Source organism: Actinacidiphila acidipaludis (assembly GCF_019890725.1).
Lineage (GTDB): Bacteria > Actinomycetota > Actinomycetes > Streptomycetales > Streptomycetaceae > Actinacidiphila > Actinacidiphila acidipaludis.
This window is the reverse complement of the sequence record NZ_JAINZZ010000061.1, coordinates 23382-49114: the sequence shown is the minus strand read 5'-3', so window position 1 is coordinate 49114 and position 25733 is coordinate 23382. Positions and strand designations below refer to the sequence as shown.

The 25733-nt window shown below is 72.6% G+C and carries 25 protein-coding genes; 7 read left to right on the top strand and 18 right to left on the bottom strand.

The genetic code is table 11. The features are described 5' to 3' along the window. Positions 1–259: DNA-directed RNA polymerase subunit alpha C-terminal domain-containing protein (locus K7862_RS31130; protein ID WP_272493246.1), on the top strand; the 259-nt coding region annotated here is incomplete at its 5' end. 121 nt (positions 260–380) lie between these two features. Here K7862_RS31130 and K7862_RS38150 read toward each other — a convergent pair. From K7862_RS38150 to K7862_RS31085, 9 genes are all read right to left on the bottom strand, one after another. Further along, entirely contained in the window at positions 381–1997 is a 1617-nt protein-coding gene (locus K7862_RS38150) for an FAD/NAD(P)-dependent oxidoreductase (protein ID WP_272493245.1), read from the bottom strand. Next, a complete protein-coding gene (locus K7862_RS31120) occupies positions 1981–2331 on the bottom strand; it encodes a (2Fe-2S)-binding protein (RefSeq protein WP_372461702.1) in 351 nt (116 codons plus the stop codon). The genes K7862_RS38150 and K7862_RS31120 overlap by 17 nt, the downstream gene beginning before the upstream one ends. Beyond that, positions 2328–3542: an NAD(P)/FAD-dependent oxidoreductase gene (locus tag K7862_RS31115; RefSeq protein ID WP_222968199.1), complete on the bottom strand. Its 1215-nt coding sequence runs from the start codon at positions 3540–3542 to the stop codon at positions 2328–2330. The genes K7862_RS31120 and K7862_RS31115 overlap by 4 nt, the downstream gene beginning before the upstream one ends. Continuing rightward, a complete protein-coding gene (locus K7862_RS31110; RefSeq protein WP_222968203.1) occupies positions 3539–4228 on the bottom strand; it encodes a GntR family transcriptional regulator in 690 nt (229 codons plus the stop codon). Before K7862_RS31110 ends, K7862_RS31115 begins: the two co-directional genes overlap by 4 nt. Beyond that, positions 4216–5217 (bottom strand): proline racemase family protein, encoded by a 1002-nt coding sequence (locus tag K7862_RS31105; protein ID WP_222968198.1) that lies wholly within the window; start codon positions 5215–5217, stop codon positions 4216–4218. The genes K7862_RS31110 and K7862_RS31105 overlap by 13 nt, the downstream gene beginning before the upstream one ends. After that, on the bottom strand, positions 5214–6119 hold the full coding sequence (locus K7862_RS31100; protein WP_222968196.1) for a dihydrodipicolinate synthase family protein: 906 nt from the start codon (positions 6117–6119) through the stop codon (positions 5214–5216). The genes K7862_RS31105 and K7862_RS31100 overlap by 4 nt, the downstream gene beginning before the upstream one ends. Positions 6120–6154: 35 nt before the next feature. Next, positions 6155–7312: an aminopeptidase P family protein gene (locus K7862_RS31095; RefSeq protein ID WP_308012285.1), complete on the bottom strand. Its 1158-nt coding sequence runs from the start codon at positions 7310–7312 to the stop codon at positions 6155–6157. A gap of 190 nt (positions 7313–7502) precedes the next feature. Next, positions 7503–8219, bottom strand: coding sequence for a class I SAM-dependent methyltransferase (locus tag K7862_RS31090; protein WP_222968195.1), 717 nt, complete (start codon positions 8217–8219; stop codon positions 7503–7505). Positions 8220–8300: 81 nt separating this feature from the next. After that, positions 8301–8762, bottom strand: coding sequence for a hypothetical protein (locus K7862_RS31085; protein WP_262414102.1), 462 nt, complete (start codon positions 8760–8762; stop codon positions 8301–8303). A gap of 171 nt (positions 8763–8933) precedes the next feature. Here K7862_RS31085 and K7862_RS31080 point away from each other — a divergent pair, with 171 nt between their 5' ends. From K7862_RS31080 to K7862_RS31070, 3 genes are all read left to right on the top strand, one after another. Beyond that, positions 8934–10190: a sensor histidine kinase gene (locus tag K7862_RS31080; protein ID WP_222968192.1), complete on the top strand. Its 1257-nt coding sequence runs from the start codon at positions 8934–8936 to the stop codon at positions 10188–10190. Further along, positions 10178–10828: a response regulator transcription factor gene (locus tag K7862_RS31075; protein WP_222968190.1), complete on the top strand. Its 651-nt coding sequence runs from the start codon at positions 10178–10180 to the stop codon at positions 10826–10828. The genes K7862_RS31080 and K7862_RS31075 overlap by 13 nt, the downstream gene beginning before the upstream one ends. 483 nt (positions 10829–11311) lie before the next feature. Beyond that, complete coding sequence (locus tag K7862_RS31070) at positions 11312–13987, top strand: glycoside hydrolase family 130 protein (protein ID WP_222968189.1); 2676 nt, start codon at positions 11312–11314, stop codon at positions 13985–13987. 366 nt (positions 13988–14353) lie between these two features. Here K7862_RS31070 and K7862_RS31065 read toward each other — a convergent pair whose 3' ends face one another. Continuing rightward, positions 14354–14752, bottom strand: a complete 399-nt coding sequence (locus K7862_RS31065) for a nuclear transport factor 2 family protein (protein WP_222968188.1) — start codon at positions 14750–14752, stop codon at positions 14354–14356. A gap of 169 nt (positions 14753–14921) precedes the next feature. Further along, positions 14922–15578, bottom strand: a complete 657-nt coding sequence (locus K7862_RS31060; RefSeq protein ID WP_222968187.1) for a hypothetical protein — start codon at positions 15576–15578, stop codon at positions 14922–14924. 712 nt (positions 15579–16290) lie between these two features. Between K7862_RS31060 and K7862_RS31055 the strand changes: the two genes are divergently transcribed. The 3 genes from K7862_RS31055 to K7862_RS31045 all read left to right on the top strand — a co-directional run bounded on the left by K7862_RS31055 (position 16291) and on the right by K7862_RS31045 (position 17868). Then, positions 16291–16722, top strand: coding sequence for an Rrf2 family transcriptional regulator (locus K7862_RS31055; RefSeq protein ID WP_222968186.1), 432 nt, complete (start codon positions 16291–16293; stop codon positions 16720–16722). A 68-nt stretch (positions 16723–16790) separates the two neighbouring features. Beyond that, a complete protein-coding gene (locus K7862_RS31050; RefSeq protein ID WP_222968185.1) occupies positions 16791–17540 on the top strand; it encodes an SDR family oxidoreductase in 750 nt (249 codons plus the stop codon). An 82-nt stretch (positions 17541–17622) separates the two neighbouring features. Further along, the gene (locus K7862_RS31045; RefSeq protein ID WP_222968184.1) at positions 17623–17868 is read left to right on the top strand and encodes a hypothetical protein; all 246 of its coding nucleotides are present in this window, start codon (positions 17623–17625) and stop codon (positions 17866–17868) included. A 362-nt stretch (positions 17869–18230) separates the two neighbouring features. On the opposite strand, the gene K7862_RS31040 is transcribed toward K7862_RS31045, so the two are convergent. Genes K7862_RS31040 through K7862_RS38340 form a run of 7 tightly spaced genes read right to left on the bottom strand, consistent with a single transcriptional unit; the run spans position 18231 to position 25631 of the window. Next, positions 18231–18890 (bottom strand): DUF6445 family protein, encoded by a 660-nt coding sequence (locus tag K7862_RS31040; protein WP_222968183.1) that lies wholly within the window; start codon positions 18888–18890, stop codon positions 18231–18233. Next, positions 18887–20707: an alpha/beta hydrolase family protein gene (locus K7862_RS31035; protein ID WP_222968182.1), complete on the bottom strand. Its 1821-nt coding sequence runs from the start codon at positions 20705–20707 to the stop codon at positions 18887–18889. The genes K7862_RS31040 and K7862_RS31035 overlap by 4 nt, the downstream gene beginning before the upstream one ends. Before the next feature lie 5 nt (positions 20708–20712). Further along, on the bottom strand, positions 20713–21468 hold the full coding sequence (locus K7862_RS31030; protein WP_222968181.1) for an ABC transporter permease: 756 nt from the start codon (positions 21466–21468) through the stop codon (positions 20713–20715). Then, positions 21465–22394 carry an ABC transporter ATP-binding protein gene (locus tag K7862_RS31025; protein ID WP_222968179.1) on the bottom strand — a complete coding sequence of 310 codons (930 nt, stop codon included), beginning with the start codon at positions 22392–22394 and terminating at the stop codon, positions 21465–21467. The genes K7862_RS31030 and K7862_RS31025 overlap by 4 nt, the downstream gene beginning before the upstream one ends. Continuing rightward, the gene (locus K7862_RS31020; protein WP_222968177.1) at positions 22387–23268 is read right to left on the bottom strand and encodes a hypothetical protein; all 882 of its coding nucleotides are present in this window, start codon (positions 23266–23268) and stop codon (positions 22387–22389) included. Before K7862_RS31020 ends, K7862_RS31025 begins: the two co-directional genes overlap by 8 nt. Beyond that, positions 23258–24085, bottom strand: coding sequence for a hypothetical protein (locus K7862_RS31015; protein ID WP_222968175.1), 828 nt, complete (start codon positions 24083–24085; stop codon positions 23258–23260). Before K7862_RS31015 ends, K7862_RS31020 begins: the two co-directional genes overlap by 11 nt. Further along, complete coding sequence (locus K7862_RS38340) at positions 24078–25631, bottom strand: B12-binding domain-containing radical SAM protein (protein WP_222968173.1); 1554 nt, start codon at positions 25629–25631, stop codon at positions 24078–24080. Before K7862_RS38340 ends, K7862_RS31015 begins: the two co-directional genes overlap by 8 nt. Between the last annotated feature and the right edge of the window lie 102 nt (positions 25632–25733).

Genomic DNA, 25733 nt, shown 5'->3' with positions numbered 1-25733 from the left:
GCTCACGGTCCGCTCCTACAACTGCCTCAAGCGCGAGGGCGTCCACTCCGTGGGTGAGCTCGTCGCCCGTTCCGAGGCCGACCTGCTCGACATCCGCAACTTCGGTGCGAAGTCGATCGACGAGGTCAAGGCGAAGCTGGCCGGCATGGGCATGGGCCTCAAGGACAGCCCGCCCGGATTCGACCCCACTGCCGCGGCCGACGCGTTCGGCGCCGACGACGACGGCGACGCCGGTTTCGTGGAGACCGAGCAGTACTGAACCTTGAACCGGGCCGCGCTGAGCCGGGAGTCGCTTCCCGCACCGCACGGCCGGTTCAGTCAAACAGTCATGACTGCCGTGGGCCGCGTAGGCGGCCCACGGCAGTCGTGCGCTACGGCGTTCAGGGGCCGGCCGGGTCGGCCGTCACGGTCTCGGCGAGGGCGGCGAGTTCGCCGAGCCGTACCGGGACCGCGGGGGTGCGGCCGGAGAGGGGGAGCAGGTCGTCCGCGGTGGGACGCCTGCCGTCCAGCCACGCCGCGATGCCCGCGGTCGCGTATCCGCAGATCCTGCCCTGGCACCAGCCCATGCCCGGCCTGGCCAGCATCTTCAGGGTGCGGGCGTCGGTCGCGCCGAGCTCGGCGTGGGCGTGGCGCAGGTCGCCGTAGGTGACCTCCTCGCACCGGCACACCACGGTGGCGTCCGGCAGCGACCGCGGCCAGGCGGCCGGCACGGGGTAGGTGCGGTGCATGGCGGCGGCGAACCGCCGCCCTCGCCGGATCCGGGCCTGGACGCGGCGGATCCCTGCCGGGTCGGCGGCCGCGCCAGAGGCCGCGCTCTTGTCCGCGCTCGTGTTCCCGTCCGTGGTTCCGTCCGCGTCCGTGTTCCCAGCCGCTTCCGTGTTCCTGTCCGCGTCCGCGTTCGTGCCGGGGTCCATCCGCGGGCGGCCGAGCGCGGCGGCCAGTGCGAGGGCGCTCAGCCGGCCCTCGCTGACGGACAGGGCGGCGCCGCCGACGCCGGTTGCCTCGCCGGCGACATACACGCCGTCGACGCTGCTGCGCTGCAAATCGTCGACCTCCACGACGAGGGAGCCGTCGACGTCCTGCCGGGTGGCCGCGCCGAGCATGAGCGGCAGTTCGAGCGAGGGCGTGAACCCCCAGCCCAGGGCCACCAGGTCGGCGGCGATCTCCCGTTCGGGTCCGGCCGGCCGGCCCTCGCGGTCGACCTTCACGGTCCGGACCGCTTCGACCCTGCCGTCGCCGAGGATGGCGCGGATGACGGTCCTGGTCCGGTACGGGATGCGGTGGCGGGCGAGCGTCGCCGCGTACTGCGCGGCCTCGACTCCCTTGCCGGGGGCGGACACCGCGCCGACCGGGTCGCGCAGCCAGCCGAGCGTGGCGTTGGCCTCGACGACGGCCGCGACCTGCGCACCGGCGTGCGCGAGCCCGCTCGCGACCGGCAGCAGGAAGGGCCCGGTGCCGCCGACGACGGCGCGCCGCCCGGCCAGGGCGCGATGCCCCTTGAGCAGCGCCTGGACGCCGCCGGCGGCCATGGCTCCGGGCAGGTCCCAGCCGGGGAAGGGCAGTTGGCGGTCGTAGCCGCCGGGGCACAGGATCAGCGCGCGGGCGACGACGGGGTCCTGGCCGTCGTGTCCGGTGCCCCCGTGGCCAGGGCCGGCCGGTTCCGGGTCCCGCACCGTGGGGGTGACGCGGAGGGTGAACGTCCCGGCGTCGTCACGGGTGGCGAGCCACACCTGGTGGCCCGGCAGGTAGTGGACGCGTCCCGCGTCACGCAGGACGTACAGGCGGTCGCGCAGACCGGTGAAGACCGGCCAGCCGTGGTGGCCGCGGCGGTCCTCCGGGCGGGCGCGGTCCTCGTCGAAGTGCCGCCAGTACTGGCCGCCGGGCTGGGCGGCGGCGTCGATCAGGGCGACGTCCAGTCCCGCCTCGGCGGCCTCGACGGCCGCGGCGACACCGGCGGGGCCGGCCCCGACGACGGTCACGTCATGGGTGTGCGGCATCGCCGTCCTCCTCTGCGTGGTGCGTGGCGCGGTCGCGGCCGTCGTCGCTGGCCCCCAGGGCGTCCCCGGTCCCCAGAGCGTCCCCGGTCTCCAGGGCGTCGCCCAGCCGCATGCCGTCGGCCGCGGGGATCAGGCAGGCCCGTTCGGCCCGGGTGCCGTCGACGGTGATCAGGCAGTCGAAGCAGACGCCGATGCCGCAGAACAGACCGCGCGGCCGTCCCTCCTTGCGGGTGGTGCGCCAGTCGACGATCCCGGCCGCGACCAGGGCCGCGCCGACGCTCTGCCCCGGCTCAGCGGGGATATCAGTACCGCGGAAGGTCATCCGGTAGGTCACGAGACGGCCTCCTCGGCGTCCTGGGTCCGGTCGGTGAAGCGGTCGGGGGCGAACGGCGTCAGGTCGAGGTCCGGCTGTCCGCCGGTCAGCGCCTGGGCGATGAGCTTGCCGGTCCCCGCGGACAGGCCGATCCCGGCGCCCTCGTGGCCGCAGGCGTGCCACAGCCCCGGGGCGCGCGGGTCGGCGCCGATGACCGGCAGGTGGTCGGGGCAGTACGGGCGGAAGCCGTGGTAGGTGCGCATCAGCCGGACCTCGCGCAGCATCGGGAACAGCGCGACGGCCTTGGCGGCGAGGGTGCTGATCGCGGGCACGGACACCGTGCGGTCGAAGCCGACGCGTTCACGCGAGGCGCCGATGAGGATCGTGCCGCTGTCGGTGCCCTCGACCACCGGGGAGGTCTGCAGGGCGGCGTCGGAGCTGGCGACGTCGCCGACGTACTCGGCGGCGTAGACCTTGTGCCGGACGGTGCGCGGCGGCATGGGCTCGGTGACGAGCACGAAGCCCCGCCGCGGGCGCACCGGGACGGCCACGTGGGCCAGGGCCGCGACCTCGCCGGCCCAGGTGCCGGCCGCGTTGAGGACCGCGCCCGCGGGGATGTCGCCCGCGGTGCTGCGGACGCCGGTGACCCGGTCGCCGCTGCGCAGGAACCCGGTCACCTCGGTGCCGGTGCGTACCGTGGCGCCCAGGCCGCGGGCCAGGCGCAGCAGGTGCGCGACGACCAGCATCGGCTGGACCTGGGCGTCCTGCGGGTAGAAGGCGGCGCCGGCCAGGTCCTTCGACAGGTGCGGTTCGTACTCGTGCAGGGCCGAGTGCCCGACGTCGTGGACCTCGACGCCGCTCGCGCGCTGGTGGACGCTCAGTTCCCGCAGCCCCGCGACGCTGTGCTCGGTCGCGGCGACGACCAGGCCGCCCTTGGCCTCGAACTCCCAGAGGCCGGCGTGCTCGGCGAGGTCCTCGCGCCAGACGGCCTGCGAGTACAGCGCGAGGTCGAGTTCGGGACCGGCCTCCTTGTCGGAGACCAGGAGGTTCCCCTCCCCCGCGCTGGACGTGCCGCCGGCGATGGCGCCGCGGTCGACGACGACCACCCGCCGGCCGGCGAGCGCCGCGAAGTAGGCGGCGGCCGCCCCCACGACGCCCGCGCCGACGATCACCAGGTCCGCGCTCCGGGAGAGCGTCGGCCCGGGGCCGGCTCCCTGGAGTGCGGTGCTCACGACTCCTCCGCGCCGCTCGCCCACAGCCCGCGGACGTGCCCGATGTGACGGCGCATCAGCTCCTCGGCGGCCGTCCCGTCCCGGGCCTCGACGAGGTCCATCAGCTCGTGGTGCTCGGCGGCCGAGTGGCCCAGCTGTCCGCTCTGCAGCAGCGGGGACAGGCCCAGCAGCCGGGTCTGGGTGCGCAGGTCGGACACGACGTCCACCAGGTGCCGGTTGTTGCTGTAGCCGAGCAGGGTCAGGTGGAAGACGTGGTCGGCCCGGACGTAGCCGACCAGGTCGTCGCGCTCGACCGCGTCGACGATGGCCTGGGCCAGTTCCCGCAGGGAGGGGAAGTCCTCCTCGGGGATCACGGGCACGCAGTCACGCACCGTCGGCGGTTCGATGAGCAGACGCACCGCGGCCAGGTTGTCCAGGTCCTGCTCGGAGACCTCGGTGATGCGGAAGCCCTTGTTGGGCTGCGCGACGACCAGGCCCTCCTTGGTCAGGTCCAGCATCGCCTCCCGAACCGGGGTGGGCGAGACACCGAAACGCGCGCCGAGGGTGGGCGCGGAGTAGACCACGCCCGGTTCCAGCTCGCCAGAGATGATGGCGGCCCGCAGCGCGTCCCTGACGCGTTCGCGCAGCGTCTCGCGCTGGCCGAGGGCCTGCAGGTTGGGGGTGGAGGGCACGTTCACAGCAGGAATCCCGCGGGGAAGGGGTCGGTCGGGTCGAGGTGGAACTGGGAGGTCCCGGTGACCCAGGCGCGGCCGGTGATGGAGGGGAGCACGGCCGGGTGCGTCCCGACGGTGGTCTCGCCGAGGAGGCGTCCGGTGAAGCGGGTGCCGATGAAGGACTCGTTCACGAACTCCTGGTCCAGGGCGAGTTCGCCGCGGGCGTGCAGTTGCGCCATGCGGGCGCTGGTGCCGGTGCCGCAGGGCGAGCGGTCGAACCATCCGGGGTGGATGGCCATGGCGTGCCGCGACAGGGCGGCGGTGGAGCCGGGCGCCTTGAGGTAGACGTGGTGGCAGCCCGAGATGTCGTCACGCTCGGGGTGGACCGGCAGGTTCGCCGCGTTCACGGCGTCCATGATCGCCAGTCCCGCGGACAGCAGGTCCCCGGCCCGCGCCCGGTCGAACGGCAGGCCCAGGTCGCCGAGTTCGACGATCGCGTAAAAGTTGCCGCCGAACGCCAGGTCGTAGCCGACCTCGCCGTAGCCGGGCACCTCCACCTTGGCGTCCAGCGCGTACGCGAAGGACGGCACGTTCTCGATGGTGACGGAGGTCGCGGCGCCGTCCTCGACCGCCACCGAGGCGACGACGAGCCCGGCCGGGGTGTCCAGCCGGATCGTGGTCACGGGTTCGGTGACGGGCACCATGCCCGTCTCGACCAGCACGGTGGCCACGCCGATCGTCCCGTGGCCGCACATCGGCAGCAGGCCGGAGACCTCGATGAACAGCACGCCGAAGTCGGCGTCCGGGCGGGTCGGCGGCTGCAGGATCGCGCCGCTCATCGCGCCGTGCCCGCGCGGCTCGTACATCAGCAGCGTGCGGACGTCGTCGCTGTTGTCCATGAACCACTGCCGGCGCTCGGCCATGGTGGCGCCGGGGATGGTGCCCACCCCGCCGACGACGACGCGCGTGGGCATGCCCTCGGTGTGCGAGTCGACGGCGTGGAAGGTGCGGCGGGACCTCACTGGTAGCCCTTGGCGAGGACGGCCTCGGTGTCGGCGGTGATCCGCGCGGTCTGCTCGGGCGACAACGGCAGGCGCGGCGGGCGGCAGACGCCGCCCTTGAGCCCGGCGATGTCCATCGACAGCTTGATGGACTGCACGAACTCCGTCTTGGAGTCCCAGCGCAGCAGCGGGTGCAGGTCGCGGTAGACCGGCAGCGCCTGGGCCAGGTCGGCGGGGTCGCCGGAGGTGGCCAGGCGGTACAGCTCGACGGTGCTCGCCGGGATCATGTTGGGGTAGCCGGCGATCCAGCCGACCGCGCCGGCCATGCCCAGTTCGAGCAGGACGTCGTCGGCGCCGACGAGGATGTCGAGGCCCGGCGCCAGCTCGGCGATCTGGTAGGCCCGGCGGACGTCGCCGGTGAACTCCTTGACGCCGACGATGGTGCCCTCGCCGTGGAGCTCCGCGAGCAGCTCGGGGGTGAGGTCGACCTTGGTGTCGATCGGGTTGTTGTAGGCCACGATCGGCAGTCCGACCTTGGCGACCTCGCGGTAGTGCTCCACGACGGCCGCGCGCTCCGCCCGGTAGGCGTTCGGCGGCAGCAGCAGCAGCGAGGTGGCGCCGGCCTCGGCGGCCTGCTCGGCCCAGCGGCGGGCCTCCAGCGCGCCGTACGCGGCCACGCCCGGCATCACGCCGAACCCTTCCGGCGCGGCCTGGACGGCCGTCTCGACGACGCGGGCGCGCTCCTCGTCGGTCAGCGTCTGGTACTCGCCCAGCGAACCGTTGGGCGTCACGCCGTCACAGCCGCCGGCGGCCAGGAACCGGACGTGCTCGGCGAAGGCGTCGTAGTCCACCGACAGGTCGTCGTGGAACGGCAGGGCCGTGGCGACGTGGACTCCGCGCCAGGGCCTCGCGGGGTTGGTCATGCTGCGGCTCCTTGAGTGATGGTAAGCAGAGACTATCAGTGCAATGTCACATCGCATAGACTTGGGAAGGTCCGCCAACTCACCGGCCGGCCATCCATTTCTCCAGGCCGGCGGCGTCCAGCGGCAGCGCGCGGGACAGCACCTCGGACCCTTCGGCGGTGACCAGGATGTCGTCCTCGATCCGGCGCAGCTCCGGCGGCACGGTCGTGGGCATGGAAGTACAGCCCCGGTTCGACGGTGAGCACCATCCCCTCGCCCAGGGTGGCACCCTGGTACGCCTCCGGGGCGGCCTGGGCGCAGTCGTGCACGTCCAGGCCGAGGTGGTGGCCGATGCCGCAGATCAGATAGCGGCGGTGCTGCTGCCCGGCGTCGGACAGCGCCTCGTCGCGGCCCGGGCCGACCGCCGCGAGTCCCGCCCGGTGGGCCTTCTCCACCAGGTCGTGCACCTGACGCTGGGCGTCGGAGAACCGGCCCGAGGCCGGGAACGTCCGGGTGACGTCGGCGGTGTAGTGGCTGGCGACCTCCACGCCCATGTCGAGCAGCAGGAGCTCCTCGGGGAGCACCGGGCCGTCGCAGCGCACCCAGTGCAGGGTCGGCGCGTGCTTGCCGCTGCCGACGATCGACGCGTACCCCGGGCCGTTGCCGTAGGCGCGGGCGTAGCGGTCGAAGGTGCCCTGCAGCCAGCGCTCGCCGCGCCCGGCGATCGCGGCCGGGATCTCCCGGACGACCTCGGCGAAGCCCTCGACGGTGCGGTCGACGGCCTGCCGGAGCTGGTCGATCTCCCACGCGTCCTTGTACATCCGCAGGGCGGCCAGCGTCCGGGCGACCTCGTGGTCGACCAGCACCTCGTCGCGCAGTTCCGACAGGCGCCGCACGTCGATGCCGAGCGCCCGCGCCCAGTCCTCGGGACCGGGCGCGGCGCCGGCCCACAGCTCGCCGTAGCGGGCGTCGGACCAGAAGGCCTTCTCGCCCGGGTAGGCGGGCGGCGGCATGTAGAGGACGGCGTCGCCGGAGCGCACCACCACGACGGCGTTCTCGATCGCGCAGCCGGTCAGCCAGCAGAAGTCGCTGTCCGGGCGGAAGTCGTACGCCGTGTCGTTGCTGCGGATCGGCGCCTCGCCAGCGGCGATCACCACGGTCCGGCCGGGCAGCGCCTCGGCGAGCCTGGCCCGGTGCGCGGCCGCGGCCTCCACCGCGCCCGTAACGACCGGGGGCGTGCGGTCCAGCGTGTCCCACCCCGTGCCAGCGTGTGTGCGGCGCCCGCGCCCTGGGCCACCGTCAGCGAGGTCGGCGCCAGGCTGGCCACCGGGTCTTCGCCTCCTGGAGCGGCCTATCGCGCCCCAGGTTGTCGAGCTCGCTGATCGCGGTCCCCGCGTGCCGTGCTCACGCCTCCCCGTCGCCGCTGTCCGGGCCGCTGCGGGCGAGGCGCTCGCTCCGGTGGCCTGAAACGCCGGCTCTGCAGGGTCGGAAGCGGGCGAGGTAGGCCGCGCTCGGGCCGCGGCGCTCGGTCAGGTGGAGGCCGGCGGCGTCGGCGAGCCGGTGCAGTCGGCCGAAGGGGATCCAGTGCCGGTCGAAGAACTCGCCGATCACCAGCCGCCCGCCCGGTGCCAGCACCCGTGCCGCCTCGCGCAGTACCCGATCCGGATCGGGGATCTCGCCGAGCGCGGTCACGGCGTATACGGCGTCGAATGTCCCGTCGGCGTAGGGCAGTTCACGTGCGTCCGAGCGGGTGGGCCTGATCGTCACCAGGCCGTCGCGCTCGGCGCGGCACATCACGTGGTCGAGCATCTCCTGCTGGATGTCGAGCACATCGAGCCGTCCCTCCGGCCCGAGCTGCGGGGCGACGTGCAGCGACTGCAGGCCGGTCCCCGGGCCGATCTCCAGGAACCGCTCCCCCGGCCGCGGTTGCAGTACCGCGTCCATCCGGTCGGCTGTCAGGAACGGCAACGGCACGTCGAGGAGGCCACGTTGGGCGTACGGATAGGGCGCCGTGTCGCCCAGCCACCAGGCGGCGGCCAACGCGGCGCCGACGCCGGCGGCGACCGCCCAGCGGGTCCGGGCCGGGATCGGGGCGGTGGCGGCGGTGGTGATGCGGTGCATGGTGTTCTCCGGTCGATCGATTCGGTTCGTGATCGTCGTTCGTGTCTGCGGTCGGACGGTCGGACGGTCGGACCGTCGGCGTCACGCGCGCCGGCCCAGCGCCCGCAGCGCCAGCCGGCCGCACAGCGCGGCGAGCGGCAGCTCGGCACCGAGCGCCATGACGACCGCGGTGGCGAAGTCGCCGCCCGGGGCCGCGGTCGTGGTGTCGAACCAGGCGTCCACCGCAAGCAGCGTCGCGGTCGCGGCGGCCGCCAGGGCGTGCCGCCGGTCACCGCGGGCGGCGAGGAGACCGGTGGCGATCAGACCGAGCGCCTCCAGCGCGTCGAGCCCGACCCAGGCGACCGGCCAGTGCGCCGCGGTCGCGGTGGCCGGCAGGCCGGTGGCCAGCACGTACAGCCACGGCAGCAGGCCCAGCCCGCAGCCGACCAGCAGCCCCCCGGCCCGCCGCATGCCCCGCGCCGGGCGCGGCTCCTCCGCCTCTTCGTAGAGCGGGATCACCTCGGCGCCGGCCACTTCCTCGTCGTACAAGGCCAGTTGACGCATCCTCTTCCCCCGCTCCCCGTCGGCTGTCCCCTTCACGTCCTCCAGGCTCCGGCGGGCAGGGGGGCGCCGTCAGTCACGCAGGGTGCCGAGCCGGGGTGGAGACAAGTGCACCCCGGAACCGGGCGGCAGCGTCATGGCATGGGGATGGCCTGCGGCTTTACCGTTTGACGCATGCAAATCACCACGTGGCTGAAGCTGGTGCCGGGCCGGCTGTTTCGCAGGGCGGGACACCGGACCGCGCTCGTCGCCGCCGGCCTTCCGCTCCACCTCGCCGTGGTGCCACTGTGGCTGTGGCTGGCCGGCGCGATAGCGGGGGCGCCGGCCGTGATTCCGCTGCCCGTGCTGCTCACCCTCGCGGTGACACCCGCGCTGACCGCCGGGCAGCGGCGGCGCTACCGGGCACTCGTCGGCAAGGACCTCCCACGCCCCGCCGCACCCGGGCCCGGACGCAACTGGAAGTCGGCGGTACGCCGGCTGACCACGCGGGCCTTGTGGCGGCAGGCCTGCTACCACGCCGTGGCGGGTCCGCTGCTGGCCGTCCTGGACCTCGCCGTCCTCGCCGTCTGGGCCGCCGCTCTCGTGGCCGCCTCCATCTACGTGTGGATCTGGGCGCTGCCCCCGCAATGGCGGGTCACCGACCTCGGGTACACCACGCAGGCCGCGTACATCACCGCCGGCGGCCTCGCCCTGCTGTTCCTCGGGCCCCGGCTGACCGGCGCTCTGGTGCGGCTGGACACCCGGGCGGCCGAGGTCCTGCTCGGCCCCAGCCGAACGGAGAAGCTGACCAGCCGGGTCGCCGACCTCGCCGAGAGCCGGGCCGGCGTGCTCGACGCCGCCGACGCCGAGCGGCGGCGGATCGAGCGCGACCTGCACGACGGCGTACAGCAGCGCCTCGTCTCACTCGCCGTCAACCTGGGCCTGGCCAGGGCCACCCTCGACGACCTGCCGGCCGATGCCCGCAAGGTCATCGACGAGGCCCACCGCGAGGCGAAGGAGGCCATCACCGAGCTGAACAACCTGGTACGCGGCCTGCATCCGGCCGTCCTCGAGGACCGCGGCCTCGACGCCGCGCTGTCCGGGGTCGCCGCCCGCCTCCCCATCCCGGCGCGTGTGGCGGTGGACCTGCCGCGGCGCCCCTCGCCCACGGTCGAGGCCGTCGCGTACTTCGTGGTCTCCGAGGCCCTGACGAACGTGGTCAAACACGCCCAGGCGACCCGGGCGGATGTGACCGTGGAGCGGATCGGGGAGACACTGCTGGTGGTCGTCGCGGACGACGGCGCGGGCGGCGCGGATCTCGCAGCGGCCGGCGGCGGCACCGGGCTCGCCGGGCTCGCCAAGCGCGTCGCGTCCGTCGACGGCACGTTCTCCTGCCGCAGCCCCGCCGGGGGCCCGACCGTCATCACCGTGGAGCTGCCGTGCGCGCCGTGATCGCCGAGGATTCCCTCCTGCTGCGCATCGGCGTGGTCAAGGTGCTGGAGACGGCCGGCTTCGAGATGTGCGCGCAGGTCACCGACGCGGAAGGGCTGCTGGCGGCCGTCGAGGAGCACCGGCCCGACATCGCCGTGGTCGACGTGCGCATGCCGCCCGGCTTCACCGACGAGGGAGTACGTGCCGCGCTGGTGATCCGCCGCCAGTATCCGCGAACCGCCGTGCTCCTGCTGTCGCAGTACGTGGAGGAGCGGTACGCCGCCGATCTGCTCGCCGCCAACACCTCGGGCGTCGGCTATCTGCTCAAGCAACGGGTCGCCGACGTCGAGGAGTTCGCCGAGGCGGTACGCCGGGTGGCGGCCGGCGGCACCGCCCTCGACCCGCAGGTCGTCGCGCAGCTGCTGGTGCGCCGGCACAGCGACCCACTCGACCGGCTGACACCGCGCGAGCGGGAGGTGCTGGAGCTGATGGCGGGCGGCCGGTCCAACTCCGCCATCGCCGCCGAGCTGGTGGTGAGCGAGAGCGCGGTCGCCAAGCACATCAACAGCATCTTCACCAAGCTCGACCTGCCCAGGGCCGACGCCGACCACCGCCGCGTCCTGGCGGTGCTGCGCTTCCTGGGCGTTGCGACCGCGTAGGACGCGATCCTGCCCGGACGTCCGGTCGATCACGGTGCTGATCGCCGTGCGCTGGGGAACGCGGCACCTTCGGACGGGTGCTGTCCACCAGGTCGTGCCGCGCTGGGAGTCGAAGGCGGTGGCCGTCGTGCGTGTCACGGCGGGTGGGCTTCCAAGCCGTGACGCCCGGGGGCTCGCCCGCCGCCGAACGAGCCCTGGCGCACCCGGGACCGCCGAGCGGAGCAGCGGGCAACCCGGCTGCCGCGCCGCACCCCTTGACGCCGCCGATCCGCGGTGGAATCGTCCAGCTTCGACAACGTTGTCAGAGTCATGAAGAGACATGACCCACTACCGCACCGCGTGACCCGAAGACCCCCCGGGCTTGTCGCTTCGAATGGAGAGGTTGGGACAATGGTCGGTTTTCGCCTGTTCTCCGCGCACCGTCGAAGGAGGCCGGACGTACCCGGGCCGCGGCGGACCCGGCGCGGGCCCGTCGCGGCCCGGGTGCTCGCATCGGGCGCGATCGCGCTGGCCGTCGGCGCGGCGCTCGCCAGTGCGCCCACGGCCACGGCGGCGTCGGGCGGGGCCGCGCACCCGTCGCCCGGCGCTGCCACCGCGTCCGCGGCGGCGTCGGACACCAGCGCGGCGGGGAACTCCAGTTACACCGCGGCGAACCTCCCGGACTGGGCCATCGGCCCGTTCACCCGCAGCGCGGACAACCCGCTGCTGACGCCGAGCGGCAGCGGCTACGAGGCCGCCGACCTGTACAACCCGGGCGTGCTGTACCGCGGCGGTCAGTACAAGATGCTGTACCGCGCGCAGGGCACCGACGGCGGCCCGTCGCAGATCGGCTACGCCGCCGGCACCGACGGCAGCCACTTCACGGAGGACACCGCCGACAACCCGGTGATCGATTTCGGCCTGGCCGGGCAGCAGTCCAAGTGCGGCCTGGAGGACCCGCGGCTGTTCGAACTCCAGGGCACCTACTACACGTTCTTCACCGCCGTCCACCCGAAGGCGGACGGCAGCTGCTACGGCTCGTACGACATCTCCGAGTCCACCTCGACCGACGGCGTCCACTGGAGCACCCCGTGGACGGTGGAGCCGAACGCGGGGAACAACAAGGACGCGGCGGTGGTCACCGACGCCGACGGCACGCCGCGGAAGGTGAACGGCGAGTACGTCATGTACTTCGGCCAGGGCGACACCGGTACGGACATCGCCTACTCGTCGGACCTGCGCACCTGGCACGCGAAGGGCAGCAGCACCCCGCGCACGGCCGACCCGCTCGACGTGCACTACCCCAAGGGCTGGAAGCCGTACGAGGTGGCGGTGGCGGTCACCGACTACCGCACCGTGGTGGGCCGGCCCGCCCACCAGGACATCGTGGTCTTCACCGCGGGGACGCTGATGGCCAACGGCCGCTGGTTCTACGCGATCAGCGAGGAGGAGTTCTCCGGCCAGGACCCGACGCTGATGCTCCACCAGCTCAGCGACGCGGTGCTCACCCCGACGCCGGACGTGCCCTACGAATGGAACGGGCAGACGCCGAAGACGGTGTGGACGAACAGCGTCTTCTTCCACAACGGCCAGTGGATGATGTACTACGGCGGTGGCGACCAGGTCACCGCGCTCGCCACCGCGGGGCTGCGCCGGCCGCAGCCGGCGGCCTCGGGCGGGACGCCCTTCCGGACCGGCTTCGAGCACGGCCAGCCCGCGCCGGACTGGGTCGACGGCATCGACACCTCGCCCGGCGGCGGCGGGATCGCCGGGGTCACCGCGTACGGCGGCGCCACCGGCCCGGAGGCCAGCGCGCGCCAGGTCCTCGACCACGACGGCACCAACGCGCTGATGTACTCCGGCCAGGCCACCGGCGCGGCCGACGACCACGCCTACATGCGGCTGTTCGACCTCGCCGACCGGCCGGTGCGCACCGGCCGGGACACCACGCTGACGTACTGGATCTACCCGCAGGCGCAGGGCAGCGCGGCGCCCGGCGTCAGCGGCGACAACAGCAGCTGTGTGGCCCTCGACCTCGTCTTCTCCGACGGCAGCACGCTGCACGGCCTGCCCGGCTCCCCGCTCACGCCGGCCTCGCAGTGCGGCACACTCACACTCGACCAGTGGAACCAGGTCAGTGTGGACATCGGGAAGGCGGTTGCGGGCCGCACCGTGGTCCGCGTCGACCTGGGTTACGACCGGCCCGGCAGCAACGGCGGCTACCGCGGCTACGTCGACGACGTCGCGCTCACCGACAACGCCACCCGGCCCGCGACGATCAGCGAGGTCTCGCCCGCGCAGGCGGCTCCGGGGCAGCAGGTCACCGTCACCGGCGAGGGCTTCGGCTCCTCCGCTCACGGCCGGCACCTGCTGCTGTCCGACAACGGTGTGCACTGGGGCGGCGCGGGCGACCTCGGCACGCTGCGGATCGCCCACTGGTCCGACACGTCCATCACGTTCACGGTGCCGGGGCCCAGCGGCCCGGAGGTCTCGACGTCGACGGGGCCGGGGAACATCTGGCGCGTCGAGCCGGGCAGCACGGCGAGCGTCGCGGTGGTGACCGGGCCCGGCGGGACCTCCGGCACCGGGCAGTTCACCGTCGCGGCCAGCGCCGAACTGTCGGACTACGCCAACGACGTGGGCATCTCGCCGGACAGCAACCGCGGGTGCGGCCAGCTCGACAACGGCACCGACACCTACTCGGCGGACGCGCTCGCCGCGGCCACTCCCCAGTCCCTCACCCCCGGCGCCCAGGTGAGCGTCGACGGGCTGACCTTCGCCTGGCCGCAGGCGCAGCCGTGCACCAACGACAACGTGCGGGCGCTCGGCCAGACCGTCCTGATGCCGCACCGGTCCGGCGCCACCCGGATCGGCTTCCTCGGCGCGGCGACGAACGGCGCCCACTCCGGCACCGTGACGATCCGCTACACAGACGGCAGCAGCGGCACGGCGACGCTGGCGCAGTCGGACTGGGGCAACGCGCCCGGCGCCGGGAACACGGAGGTCGCCGCGATGACCTACCGCAACCAGGCGCTCGGCAAGCAGGACCACGCCTTCTACGTCGACGAGCAGAGCGTGCCCGTCGACCCGGCGAAGGTCGTCGCGTCGATCACGCTGCCCTCCAACAAGGACATCCACATCTTCGCGACGGCGCAGGACGGCACGCCGATCGCCGGATAGCCCGCACGGGGGGGCGCCACCCGGCGCTCCCCCTTCAGCTCTGCTCCCCCTGCGGCCTGCACCAACGGTCCATTGCCCACCCAGCGCCTAGAAGTCTTCGCGCGTTCCCCCGTTACCCCAACTTCCCGTCGACCGGCGTGAACGGGCTGGTGGATCACGCCGTGTAGGGGTGGATCGCCAGCGGTGAACTCCAACCGGGGCCGCCGCGCATCGCGGCTCTCCGTCCTCCTTCACTGCCGCGTCGCCCCGGGCTCTCCGTCACCGGGGACCGAGCGCGGGCGGCGCAGTCCCTCCACCGGGCGGAAGTGCAGATCGACCGGGCCGGTGAACTCGAAGCAGGCCACGGTGTCGTGAGCGCGTCGGTCCTCATCGCCCGCCGGGGTCCGGGAGCGCGCTGGCGTGGGCGGCGAGGACACGCCAGGTGCCGTCGGTGTGCACCCAGGTGCGGGTGTAGCGCAGGCGCGCCGCAAAGGGCTGTCCCCCGGCGGTGCCCGCGAGCGCGGCCAGCACGTGGGTGATCCCCGTCCCGTCCACCACCGTCACATGCAGCTCCTGCTGGTCGAAGACCTCGACGGTCAAGGCCCGCGACCTGTGCGCGGCCAGGTCCTCGTCCTTCGTGACGGTGCTGCCGTCGGGGCCGGTATAGACGACGCGGTCGTCCAGGAGCAGGCGCAGCGCCTCGACGTCACCCGCCCGTACGGCGGCCTGGAGCCTCAGCTCCGCCTTGCGCAGGCCGGCCTCCCCGGCCACCTCGTCCGTCCCCATCAGATCCCCCCTCGCCTCGCCTGCGACCACAGCCGTGATCGGGTTTTGCCTCAGCCTGGCACGTCCTGGGGGCGCTTCGCGGCCAGATGGCCGGTGAGCGGGCCCTTGGGCTGACCGACGTCGCCGAGGTGGCCGTCGGTATGGCGCAGGGCCAAGCCGTCTGGGCCGGTCAACTCTCACGTCTCAGGGGCAGGTCGTCGGTACGTCTCAGGACTGCCCATCGCCCTCTGGACCTTTGCACCAGGTGTCCTCGCTGCTCCAGCGACTGCGCCATGCTGTGGGCGAGCCGAGTGGAGATACCGACTTCTTGTGCGTAAGTCGAAAGCGGCTGGCCCGGGCGCTGGGCCATGGCGTGCAAAAGTGCCCGTTCCTGACCCACCAAGTCCCAATGGGTCGGCCACGCCGGGATGTTGATGCTCGGCTCTCCGTTCTCCGACCACGTCACGGTGGTTGCGGGAAGCCTTGGCACGCCGGATTTGCCGAGCTCGAAGCCCCATAGTGCAGCGCTGCGCATCACATCCTCGACAGCGTCCCGCCTCCATCGCAGCAGTTCTTCCAACTCAACCTCCGGGCCGCCCGGTTCATGGGCCAGGGCGCTGATCTGCTCGTCGCTGGCCGCGGCGGCGGCCATGCTTCCCGTGGTGTCGGCGAGCGTTGCCTCAAGCTCCTGTCCACCCAGGTGCAGCCGGATGTCCCTGTTCGCTATCCACTCACGAAAGGAGGCACGAGCGTCGGGACTGCGGTGCCACCACCTTCCGAGTCCGACAGCGAGTATCAGCAGCGTGACGGGCCATTTGAGGGAGGAAATGAACTCAAGGACGCTCACGGGGTCATCCTGCCGCGACTGCGGCGTCTGCGGGCGAGGATCACACAGGTTCCCGCCTGCCGTTGTCAGCGGTCTCTGCCGTCGCCACGCCGGGGCCCTGCTGACTCGGTGAGTTTCGAGCCGGCGATCACTGTCGCCCTGCTGCTCCTCCTGCATGCGAGGCCTCAGGCCGCCGCCGCGCCGTGCGGGACCGACCAAGGCTGGCGAAGTGCCGTGATGCCGATCGGCCCGGTGTGGGCGGGAGGATCGGCCGTCAGCTCGGGCAGCCGGAAGGCGTGGGGAGTCCGGCGCAGTTCCAGCTTGAAGCCGGGCCCCTGAAGAGCGCCGCGTCGGCGTTGATCGCGTCGCAGCGTGATGTCGCCAGGAGTTCAAGCCCGAACACCCGGTGCTACCAGTCGTCGGACTCGTCGATATCACTGAAGGTTCAGTGACATTGCTCAAGGTGAACACGACCGGCTCGCTGCGCCGACGCGTGGCCCTTAGGTGCCCGCGCCACCATGCCAGGCACGCTTCAGGTCCGCTTCGCCCGAGAGGGACGGCAACGGCGCGGGACGGGTCGCGAGCGGGGAACAGAGAAGATCACCGAGGCGCAGGCCGGCGCCGCCAGGTCTCCGGGCGCGGCATTGCCGGCCTCGCTTGACGACCCTGGATGTAACTTTTATTGTTACTCTCACAATGTAACTTTTACGGTTACTTCGAAGGAGGCGATCACGTGGCCGGAAACAGCCAGCTCACCGTGGCGGCGCACGCGCTGACGTGGATCGAACTGCACCGGCGGATCGGGGAAGGAACCGCGACATCCGAAGGGGTCGCGGGGAGCGTCAACACCAACCCCGTCGTGATCCGCCGGCTGCTCGGCCGGATGCGCGATGCCGGGCTGGTGCACTCGCGGCGAGGCGCCGACGCGGGGTGGGTGCTCGCCAGGCCCCTGGAGGACATCACCCTCCGGGAGGTCTACGAGGCGATCGAGCCGCCGCCACTGTTCGCCATGCATCGCTCGGATCCCAACCTCGGCTGTCCGGTCGGGTCCGGCATCCAGCCTGCGATGCGTCCGGTGTACGCCCGCGTCGAGGAAGCCGTTCGCACCGAGCTCGACCGGATCACGCTGGCCGACGTCCTGCGCGACGTGCTGGCGTCGCGGTAACCGTTCGCATCCCTTCATTCCCCCTCGTCCGGGCCGGTCACGGCCCACAGAGAACTGGAGTTCGCACCATGGGACAGCTTGACGGAAAGACCGCCGTCGTCACCGGTGGCAACAGCGGCATCGGACTGGCCGGCGCCAAGCGCTTCGCCGCCGAGGGCGCGTATGTGTTCATCACCGGGCGACGGAAGGAGGCGCTGGACGCCGCACTGGCCGAGATCGGCCCGAACGCCACCGCCGTCCAGGGCGACATCTCCGATCCGGCCGACATCGACCGCCTCTACGCCGCCGTCGCCGACCAGGGCCGGCGCGTGGACGTGCTGTTCGCCAACGCGGGCGGCGGCGAGTTCTCCACCCTGGAACAGGTCACCGAAGAACACTTCGACACCACCTTCGGCATCAACGTGCGCGGCACGCTCTTCACCGTCCAAAAGGCACTGCCACTGCTGAACGACGGTGCCTCGGTGATCCTCACCGGCTCCACCGCGGCGACCTCCGGCGGCGAGGCGTTCGGCGTCTACGCCGCGTCCAAGGCCGCCATCCGCTCGTTCTCCCGCACCTGGGCCAACGAGCTCAGGCACCGGGGGATCCGCGTCAACACCCTCGTCCCCGGCCCGATCCAGACCCCCGGGAACGCCGGCCTCGCCCCCGACGCGGACGAGGCGGCCAAACTGTGGGGCTTCTTCGCCAGCCAGGTACCGCTGGGCCGCATGGGCCGCCCCGACGAGGCAGCCGCCGCGGCACTCTTCCTCGCCGGCGACCAGAGCAGCTTCGTCACCGGCACCGAACTCTTCGTCGACGGCGGCCTCAACCAGATCTGAAGCAGGGGCGCACGCGACCTCGGTACGCCGAGGTCGCCCGACACGTTGGGACGCGTCCACCGGTGCGCGGATCGGCAGCATCGTGGAACTGGGCGAGAACGCGGTGGCGATGACCGGTGCTTCGCTCGGCGGCGAGGGACGCCTCATGGTGACCTACCTCGATGGCCGCATGGAAGTGCGCGACGCTGCCACCGGGGGCGCCGTGGGCGGCTTTCGCGGGGTGAACCTCTCCGCTTTGACGCGCCCCGACGGGAGTGTTCTGCTGGCCGTCATCAATCCCCCAAGCGGGGAAATCCGCCTGTACCGCCTCGAGCCGACCTCCGGATGAACAAGGTCGGTGCCGTCAGACGCAAGATCACCGAGCGAGGCGAAGTCGTCGGCCGTCCGGCACCGCGGGTCCCGTCCGGCCACGTGGTGCAGCAGTCGGCCGCCCCCAGGCGACGGACTGCTTCGGCCCCCGAGACGGCTCCGTCGATGTCGATCGGAACAGTGACCACTGTCGCACCGGACGTTCAGCCGGTCTTGCGGATGTGCGCGGGTTGACAGCGCCGTTGGAACGGAAGAACGGCTGGACGCTGGCCGAGGAGGCCGGGCACGAACGACAACAAGGACAGGGTCGAGAACCGTGTGCACACCGCGGTCAGCGCCCGGCTCGTGACCGGACACCCGCCGGCCGGGGACGTCGTCGGTTCACGCCCGCCCCATGACACCGCCCGCGCCGGCGCCGTCCCGGTCGGGGTCGAAGTGGGCTGGGATGTGCCGGAAGAAGAAGTTGTGGATGAGCCGGGCCGAGGACTTGCTGTCGCCGAAGTACTCCTGGGCCTGATGGAACTGGCCGGGGTCGAACAGCACGAGCCGGTTCGGCACCATCGCCAGCGACACCAGCTCCTGCCACTGGGCGATGTCACCCCCGTCTGCGAGGATCTCCTGGGCGTCCGGGCGGTCCCGCAGTTCGAAGAAGTGCCGGATGCCCGTGCGCCGGTGGGCGTAGAGGGAGGTGCCGCCGCGGCACTGTTCCGCCGTGTTGAGATACAGCACACCGGCCCAGCGCGCCTCGTCCACGTGAATGCGCGCACCCCGGTGCAGGTTGACCTTCCAGTCCATGGCCGAGGACATGTGCAGGTGATTGGCGAGCAACTCCTCCCGGCTCCCGGGGCCGAGCACCTCGCAGATCCGGCCGATGGCCTCCTCCTCCATCCAGCGGGGCGCCGGCGCGGTGCGGTAGGCGAAGGCGCTGTCCGTCCGGGGGCTGAAGGCGCAGCCCAGGGCGGCCGCCCTAGCGCGTTCGAAGTCGGCGTAGACGTCGTCCACGACGACGAGGGAGGCGCGGTCGATGCCGGTGACGGTCACTGCGGGGCTCCTTCCAGATCATTGGCGACGGCCGGGCAACCGCGGACGAAGGCCGTCACCTCCGCCACGGCCCGGCGCGAGGCGGCCTGACAGAACCGCTCCACATGGCCGACCGGGTAGCTGCTGAGGGTCACGGACGCCCGCTCCCGCAGCCGGTCGGCCAGGCGCAGGCCGTGCCGGGCGTCGGCCCGGGTGTCGTAGGTTCCGGTCTGGATCAGCACGGGGGGCAACGGGTCGGCGGGCAGCGGCAGATGCAGGGGGGACAGCGCGGTGAGGGCGCTCAGCTGGTCGGTGCGGGACGGGTCGCCGAGCATTCCCGTCCAGTGCCGGCCGATGCCGAGATGCGGGAAACCCACCAGGTCGGTGACCGGGAAGCGCAGAATCCAGCCGTCGAACAGTCCGGGCTCCAGCAGCACCGCGCGTGCGGCGCCGACGGCGCCCATACTGTGCCCGAGGACCAGGAGAGGCCGCTGCGGCCCGCACTCCTCGCGCAGCAGGCGGGCCGCGTGCAGGAGGTCGTTGTAGCCGCGTTCCCCGCCGGACGCGCGATGGGCGGGCACCAGCGACCGGGTCACCGCCCTGGCCAGGGTCAGCTGCCCGGAGCGGGCCAGTTCCTCCAGGGCACGTTCCAGGGGCGCGTTCGCAAGAGCGGTCAGCCCGCCGTGCTCCAGCAGCAGGACGGGACCCGCGGTGCCGGACAGTTGCACGGGGACCTGGTTGCCGTCGCCCGCCGTGCAGTACCGGGTGGTGCGAGGCAGGGCAGCGGGCCACGGCGTCGCGCTCAGCGGGCGGGCCCGCTCCTCTTCGTCCGGCAGCAGCTCGGTCCGGCCGACCGCGGCGCCGTCGGGCCGCCGGGAGACCCGCAGCCACAGCGCGCAGTCCGCGGCGGGCGAAGCGGCCACCTCCGGGAACGAGTCACCGGGGCGGCCCCCGGCCACGAGGCGCGCCTCCTGCGTGTCGCCGTCGACCCGGTACAGGGCCTCGGCCGCCTGCGCCCCGCGCCCGGCGACCGTACGGACCAGCAGGCTGCGCCGCGTGCCCCAGATCCAGGCCAGTGCCGTTCCTTCGGGGAAGACGACGGTCTCGCCGGCCTCGGCATTCCCGGGCAGCCCCGCGCGCAGTACGGCTCTGGGCGTGCCGAGCGCCTCACCGTGCCACCAGCGGTCCGCGCCCAGCACCAGACGGGTGCGCGGGGTCGCCGCCGCCGGCAGCGGAGTGAGGAGGGATCGGCCCGTCGCCGGGTCGAGACGCAGCAGGCGCTGCGTCGTGACGCCGTGCGCGGTGGAGCGGACCAGCACGGCAGTGGGATCGCCCGTCGCCTCCACGGTCACCAGAGGGAGGGGGCCGTCGTCCAGGTCGACCGCACGGTCGTGTGCGAAGGGTTCACCGGTACGGTGCACCGCCACCCTGAGCCCGTCCACCGGGGGGTCGTCCAGCCGGGCCCCCGGCGCGAAGCCCGTGTACACGAACCCGGGTCCCGCCGTGCCGCCGGTCGCCGACGGCACGCGGGCCAAGTGGACGAGGCTGGGGCGGCGGGCGAGCACGGTGTCCGGGGCACCGGGGTCCGAGAGGTAGCCGTAGTCGCCGCCGGGACGGCCGTACAGCACGACCGGCGGGCCCGCATCCGCCGGGTGGACGGTCAGCGGGGTGAGGCCGGCGGGCCCGGCCGGCACGTCGCAGACGCGGACTCCGGTCGCGTCCCCGCGCAGCAGGTGGGCGCCCGACTCCGCGTCCTGCCACCAGTAGCCCGCCGTGCCGACGGTGACCAGGCCGTGCACGGCCACCCGTGCCCCGGGGCTCTCGCTCGGCTCCCGCATCCCACTCAGCCCTGCTCGTTCGAGGCCAGTTCGTGCCGGCCGGAAGCCAGGTACAGGGCTCCCGCCACGAGCAGCGCGGCCACCAGGCATCCCGCGACGGCCTGGGTCGGAAAGGTGTCGGCGGCGGGGGAACGGACCAGCAGCACGCAGTACGTGAACGGGTTCACCGCTGCCAGCACCCGCATGAAGACCGGAAGGTCGTCCAGCGAGTAGAACAGCGGCGCCGTCATGACCAGCGGCAGGCTGAACAGCGACGTCATGAGGTCGCGCTTGCTGTAGCTGTTGATCCCGAACCCCAGCGCGCACCCCGTCAGCACGGTCAGCAGACACACCAGCACGGCCAGGCCGGCCATCCGCAGGTCCTGGACGGGGTTTCCCCGCCCGAGCAGCTGTTTCAGCACCAGGATGGCCGCTACCTGCACGGAGGCGACCAGGGTGTTGGCCGCCAGGATCGAGCCGATGTACTGCGGGAAGGACACGTCGGTGGTCCGGGCGACGGCGTAGACGCCCCACTTGCGATCGTTGGCCACGTCGCCCATGCACCAGAACAGGGCGCGGATGGCGATCACCACGAGCACACCCGCGTAGGCGAAGTCGTCGTACGCCATGCCCTCGATGCGGGTGCCCGCCGCGAGGGTGTTGAGGCCGGTGACCATGAACAGGAAGTAGGCGGGGGCCTCGATGACCCGGCTGAGGTGGCTGGTCCGCCAGTTCCACACGCTGAGGAGGTGGAAGCGGGCCAGCGTCAGGGACGTCTTCACTGCTGCACCATCACACTCTCGGGGGTGGGGGTCCTTTCGGCGTAGCGCGCCAGGTAGACGTCGCGCAGGGACTGCTTCTCGGCACTGAGGTCCTGCACCTGCAGTTCCGGCGGCAGCCAGGCGAGGACCGGACGCAGTCCGGTGGCCAGCGGCACCTGCACGGACAGGCCGGTCCGGTCCGCGTCGGTCTGCAGCGTCCACTCGGGGGGCAGCGCGGTGTCGAGCCGGTCCGGGTACGGCTCGGGCATGGGCTCGGCGAACACCACGTTCACCTTCATGGTGGCGCCCGCCCGCCGGACGAATTCCTGGATCGGCAGGTGGGCGCGCAGCCTGCCCTCGTCCAGCAGTACGAGCTCGGAAGCGGTCCGCTCGACGGCGTCCAGGTCGTGCGAGGACACCAGCACGGTGGCACCCGCGGCGGCGCGTTCGCGCAGATGCTCCATGACGAGTTCACCGGCCGCCGGGTCCAGTCCCGCCGTCGGCTCGTCGAGCACGTAGACTGCCGCCTCGGCGACCAGGGCGCGGCCGATCTGCACGCGCTGCAACTGCCCGCCGGAGATGTACTCCGCCTGTCGGGATTGGACCTTGTCCAGGTCGAGCAGTTCCAGCACCCGGTCGACGGACGACCCGGGTGTTCCGGTCAACCGGGCGACGAGTTCGATGTTTTGGCGGACCGTCAGGGACCAGTCCACCATGGTGCGCTGCGGTGTCCACATCAGCCTGCCGCGCCTGGCGTCGGTGGTGACCGTGCCGGACGTGGGACGTATCAGTCCCGAGACGATGTTCAGCAGGGTGGACTTGCCCGCACCGTTGTGGCCCACCACGGCGAGCATGGTGCCGGGTTCCACGGCGAAGGAGACGCCGGACAGGGCCTCCGTCCCCGTGCGGTAGAGCTTGGTGATCTGATCGACGGTCAGGCTACGCACCGAAGTACTCCTCCACAATGTCCGCACCCGCCTGTTCGCCGCCCTCGGCGGGCAGCGTCAGCAGGCTCTGTGCTCGGTCGGTGTCGAGCGCGCCGCTCAGCCAGGACCAGGCCCCGGCCGGCCATACGCGCGGTGCGGGCCCGCCGGCCGTGAGGACCGGCGCCGCCGCACCCGAGCGCCGTACCGCGATCAGGCACACCGACCGGAGCCGGCGTGCCACGGGCACGACCGCGCCCAGGCTCTCGGGCCGGGCGAGCACCACTTCGCCGCTCACCGTGCAGAAGGAGCGGCGCTGTTCCAGGCCGGCCAGTGTCCCCTCTCGCATCGCGGCCAGCGTACGGCCCCGCACCCCGGTCGGTGTGAGATACGGCCGCGCCGCACCCGTGGCACGCTCCACGACGAGCAACTGGTCCGAGGCGAGGGCCCAGCCGCGGGCCAGGAGCGCCAGGCCGAGGCTCGTCTTGCCGCTGTGCGGAGCGCCGTGGAGAGCCAGACAACGCCCCCCGCGCTCGAGCACCGTGGCCTGCACGGCGGCGAAGTCCTCGCGCAAGACCCGGAACGGCGGCAGCGGCGAGGGCACCGACGACCAGCGGGTGAACCTGCGCTCCTCGATCACCTCGCCGTCCGCCTCGGCGCTCAGCCGGAACGACTTCGGCGCGTCGTCCTTGGCCAGCAGCGACCGCAGGAAGCCGCCGTCTCCGGCGGACAGTTCGACCCGGTAACGCGGCCGGGTACCGGCTTCCGCCCGGTGCGGGCCGAAGAAGAAGTCGAGGTCGGTGGCGTCCGCAGGAGTGCACCGGACGCGCACGACGGTGCCGAAGAAGTCGAACAGCCGCTCGGCGCCCCACGGGCCCGGCTTCGGATCAGGCGGCATGGTCGTCTCCTTCGGCGGCCGGTCGTCGGCACACGGCCAGAAGCTCTTCCAGGTGCAGTTGGGGATCCCAGGTGGCATGCGTGGTGGGGCCTTCGGCGCGCACGGTGAAGCGGGGGCCGGGCGTCAGGTGCAGGCGCCAGGCCAATCGGAGCGACCGGTCGACCGGGGCGCATCCGCCGAGGCGCTGGGCCCGCACCATCCAGGTGCGGCCCCAAAGAGTGGGCAGGCATGGGGCGTCGGCCAGCAGGGCGGCGTCCAGCCACGGCAGCAGCGGCAGGCTGCGCTCACGGATGCCGACCGGACGGCCGAAGCAGTACAGGCGCCGGCTGTCCTGCCGGTCCATGACCAGCAGATCGTCGGAGACGAACTCCCAGCCGCGACGCATCAGATGGAGGAGGACCACCGACTTGCCCGCTCCGCTGGCGCCGGTGATCGCGAGCGCCCGGCCGCTGCCGTCGGGTGCGGCCAGTGCGGCCCCGTGCCGGATGCGCACGAGTTCGCGCAGTGGGGGCAGGCCGAAGGGCGGCACCGGCGAGGGCAGCCGGGCGCGCATGCCCCACTCCTCGTACAGCCGCCACGGCTCGGCGGGCGTGCGCCACCAGACGCGTTTGGTGGCGGGCGTCCCGAGAGCCGCCGTGAAGGAACCACCGTCCGCGGCCTCCAGACGGACCGACAACTCGGGTGTCGATTCCTCCGGCACGAGGTGGTCACTGAGGTAGTACCGCAGGTGGGCGGTGTCTGCGGGGTCCGGGCAGCGGAACTCCACGGTGGTGTCCCGGAACCGGGCGACGACGGCCGCACCGCCGGCATCAGGCATCGAGGCCGACCTCCATCCCCTGCTCCCGCTGCCAGGCGGTCAGCTCCTCGCTGATCTCCCGGCGGTCGGCCCGATAGTCCAGCTCCTCGGCGGGCATGCCCCGGACCCGGCTGGGGATCAGTGAGCAGGCGTGCTCCTGCGGGCTCAGGACGCTGTCGAACATCCGCCACGGGAACTCGATGCTCAGCCCCAGCTCGCCGCGCTCGTCCCACAGCCCGCTGCCGGGGCGAAGCTCGCACTCGGTGAGGTACTTGGGTGCCGGAAGCCCCGCCTTGCGGTGAGAGCGGATCTCGCCGAGCAGGCGCCGGCGGTGATCGGGCGTCTCCTTGGGGTGGCCGATCATCACACCCCACACGCTGTGCATCCCGAACTCCTGGGCCGCGTACAGCATGCGCACGCCTTCCTCGACGGTCTGTCGTTTGTTCATCAGGTCGAGGTGGTCGTCGAGCAGCGTCTCGATGCCGAGCTGGACGGTGACACGGCCCAGGGCGGCGAGCCGGCCCAGCCGCTCCCGGCCGAAGTCGGGCCTGATCTCGCAGAACACGCGGTAGTCGTGGCGCTCGCCGGAGTCGGCGACCGCCTGGACCAACCGGGGCGGCAGAGCGGTGTCAAGGAACTGGAAACGGCGCTGTCCGTAGGCCCGGGCCAGATGGGCCATCTCCGCCAGGACGCGCCCGGGGTCGTGCATCTTGAACCGGGCGTCATAGGAGTCGTTGAAGTTGCAGAAGTCGCATTGGTCCCAGTAGCAGCCGCGAGACACCTCCATGCTCACCACCAGCCGATCGCGCAGCCACGGCCGGCGCAGCGACGCCGCCACGAGGGCGGACTGCTCTGCGTACGCGTCCTTGAAGGTGTGCGCCCGGCCCGTGACGAGCCGGCGCCGTCCACCCAGTGCGTGGTGCACGGCGTCACCGAGGATGTCCTCCGCCTCCCCGTACACCACGATGTCCACCTCCTCGTGCAGAGCGAGGACGTCGCGGGCGACCTGGAGGGAGCCGAAGTAGCCACCGAGTATCACGCGCGGCCGGGGCACACCCCTCTCCCGTGCCAGGCGCGCGAGGCGGCGGGCCAGCAACAGACTGGGCAGCAACTGGAAGTGGGTACTCGTCAGGCAGAGGACCTCGACACCGAGGACACGCTCCGCCAGCCGGTCGACGTAGCTGTCGAACAGGTCGCGCAGCCGTGCCTCGTCCTCGGTGGTGGCGAGGAACTCCGTGCGGGCCAGTTCCTCGCGTTCCGCCCGGTGCGCGGCGGTCGGCGCCGACCACAGCGGCAGCAGCGCGACATCCGCGGCGAAATGCCGGTTGGTGAACAGCTTGTACGCGCTCTCCGCCAATCCCCGGCCCCGAGCATGGGCGTAGAACTCCATGTGCGCCGGCAGGAACCGGGCCCGGCAGCCGAGCTCCCGCAGCCGCCGGGTGATGAGGACGGCCGGGTAGCAGGTCGCGAAGGGCGAGAAGAAGGGCAGCGAGACCACGGCCACGTTCACCGCGGGCGCCGTGCGGATCACCGGCCTCAGCGGCAGGAGTGCGGGGCTCTGCGTCACTGGTGTCCTTCCGTGCGCGCCGTCGTAGCGTGGTGTGCGCGATGATGGGTCAGGGGTCCGGTGCACCGGCTTGGCCCCGGTGCACCGGCCCCGGCCCGTGCG

What these genes read in the sequence shown, in the direction of transcription:
- K7862_RS31080 (WP_222968192.1), top strand. Translation starts at nt 8,934, where the DNA reads ATGCAAATCACCACGTGGCTGAAGCTGGTGCCGGGCCGGCTGTTTCGC.
- K7862_RS31035 (WP_222968182.1), bottom strand. Translation starts at nt 20,707, where the DNA reads ATGCGGGAGCCGAGCGAGAGCCCCGGGGCACGGGTGGCCGTGCACGGC.
- K7862_RS31050 (WP_222968185.1), top strand. Translation starts at nt 16,791, where the DNA reads ATGGGACAGCTTGACGGAAAGACCGCCGTCGTCACCGGTGGCAACAGC.
- K7862_RS31085 (WP_262414102.1), bottom strand. Translation starts at nt 8,762, where the DNA reads ATGCGTCAACTGGCCTTGTACGACGAGGAAGTGGCCGGCGCCGAGGTG.
- K7862_RS31090 (WP_222968195.1), bottom strand. Translation starts at nt 8,219, where the DNA reads ATGCACCGCATCACCACCGCCGCCACCGCCCCGATCCCGGCCCGGACC.
- K7862_RS31065 (WP_222968188.1), bottom strand. Translation starts at nt 14,752, where the DNA reads ATGGGGACGGACGAGGTGGCCGGGGAGGCCGGCCTGCGCAAGGCGGAG.
- K7862_RS38150 (WP_272493245.1), bottom strand. Translation starts at nt 1,997, where the DNA reads ATGCCGCACACCCATGACGTGACCGTCGTCGGGGCCGGCCCCGCCGGT.
- K7862_RS31020 (WP_222968177.1), bottom strand. Translation starts at nt 23,268, where the DNA reads ATGCCGCCTGATCCGAAGCCGGGCCCGTGGGGCGCCGAGCGGCTGTTC.
- K7862_RS31015 (WP_222968175.1), bottom strand. Translation starts at nt 24,085, where the DNA reads ATGCCTGATGCCGGCGGTGCGGCCGTCGTCGCCCGGTTCCGGGACACC.
- K7862_RS31100 (WP_222968196.1), bottom strand. Translation starts at nt 6,119, where the DNA reads ATGACCAACCCCGCGAGGCCCTGGCGCGGAGTCCACGTCGCCACGGCC.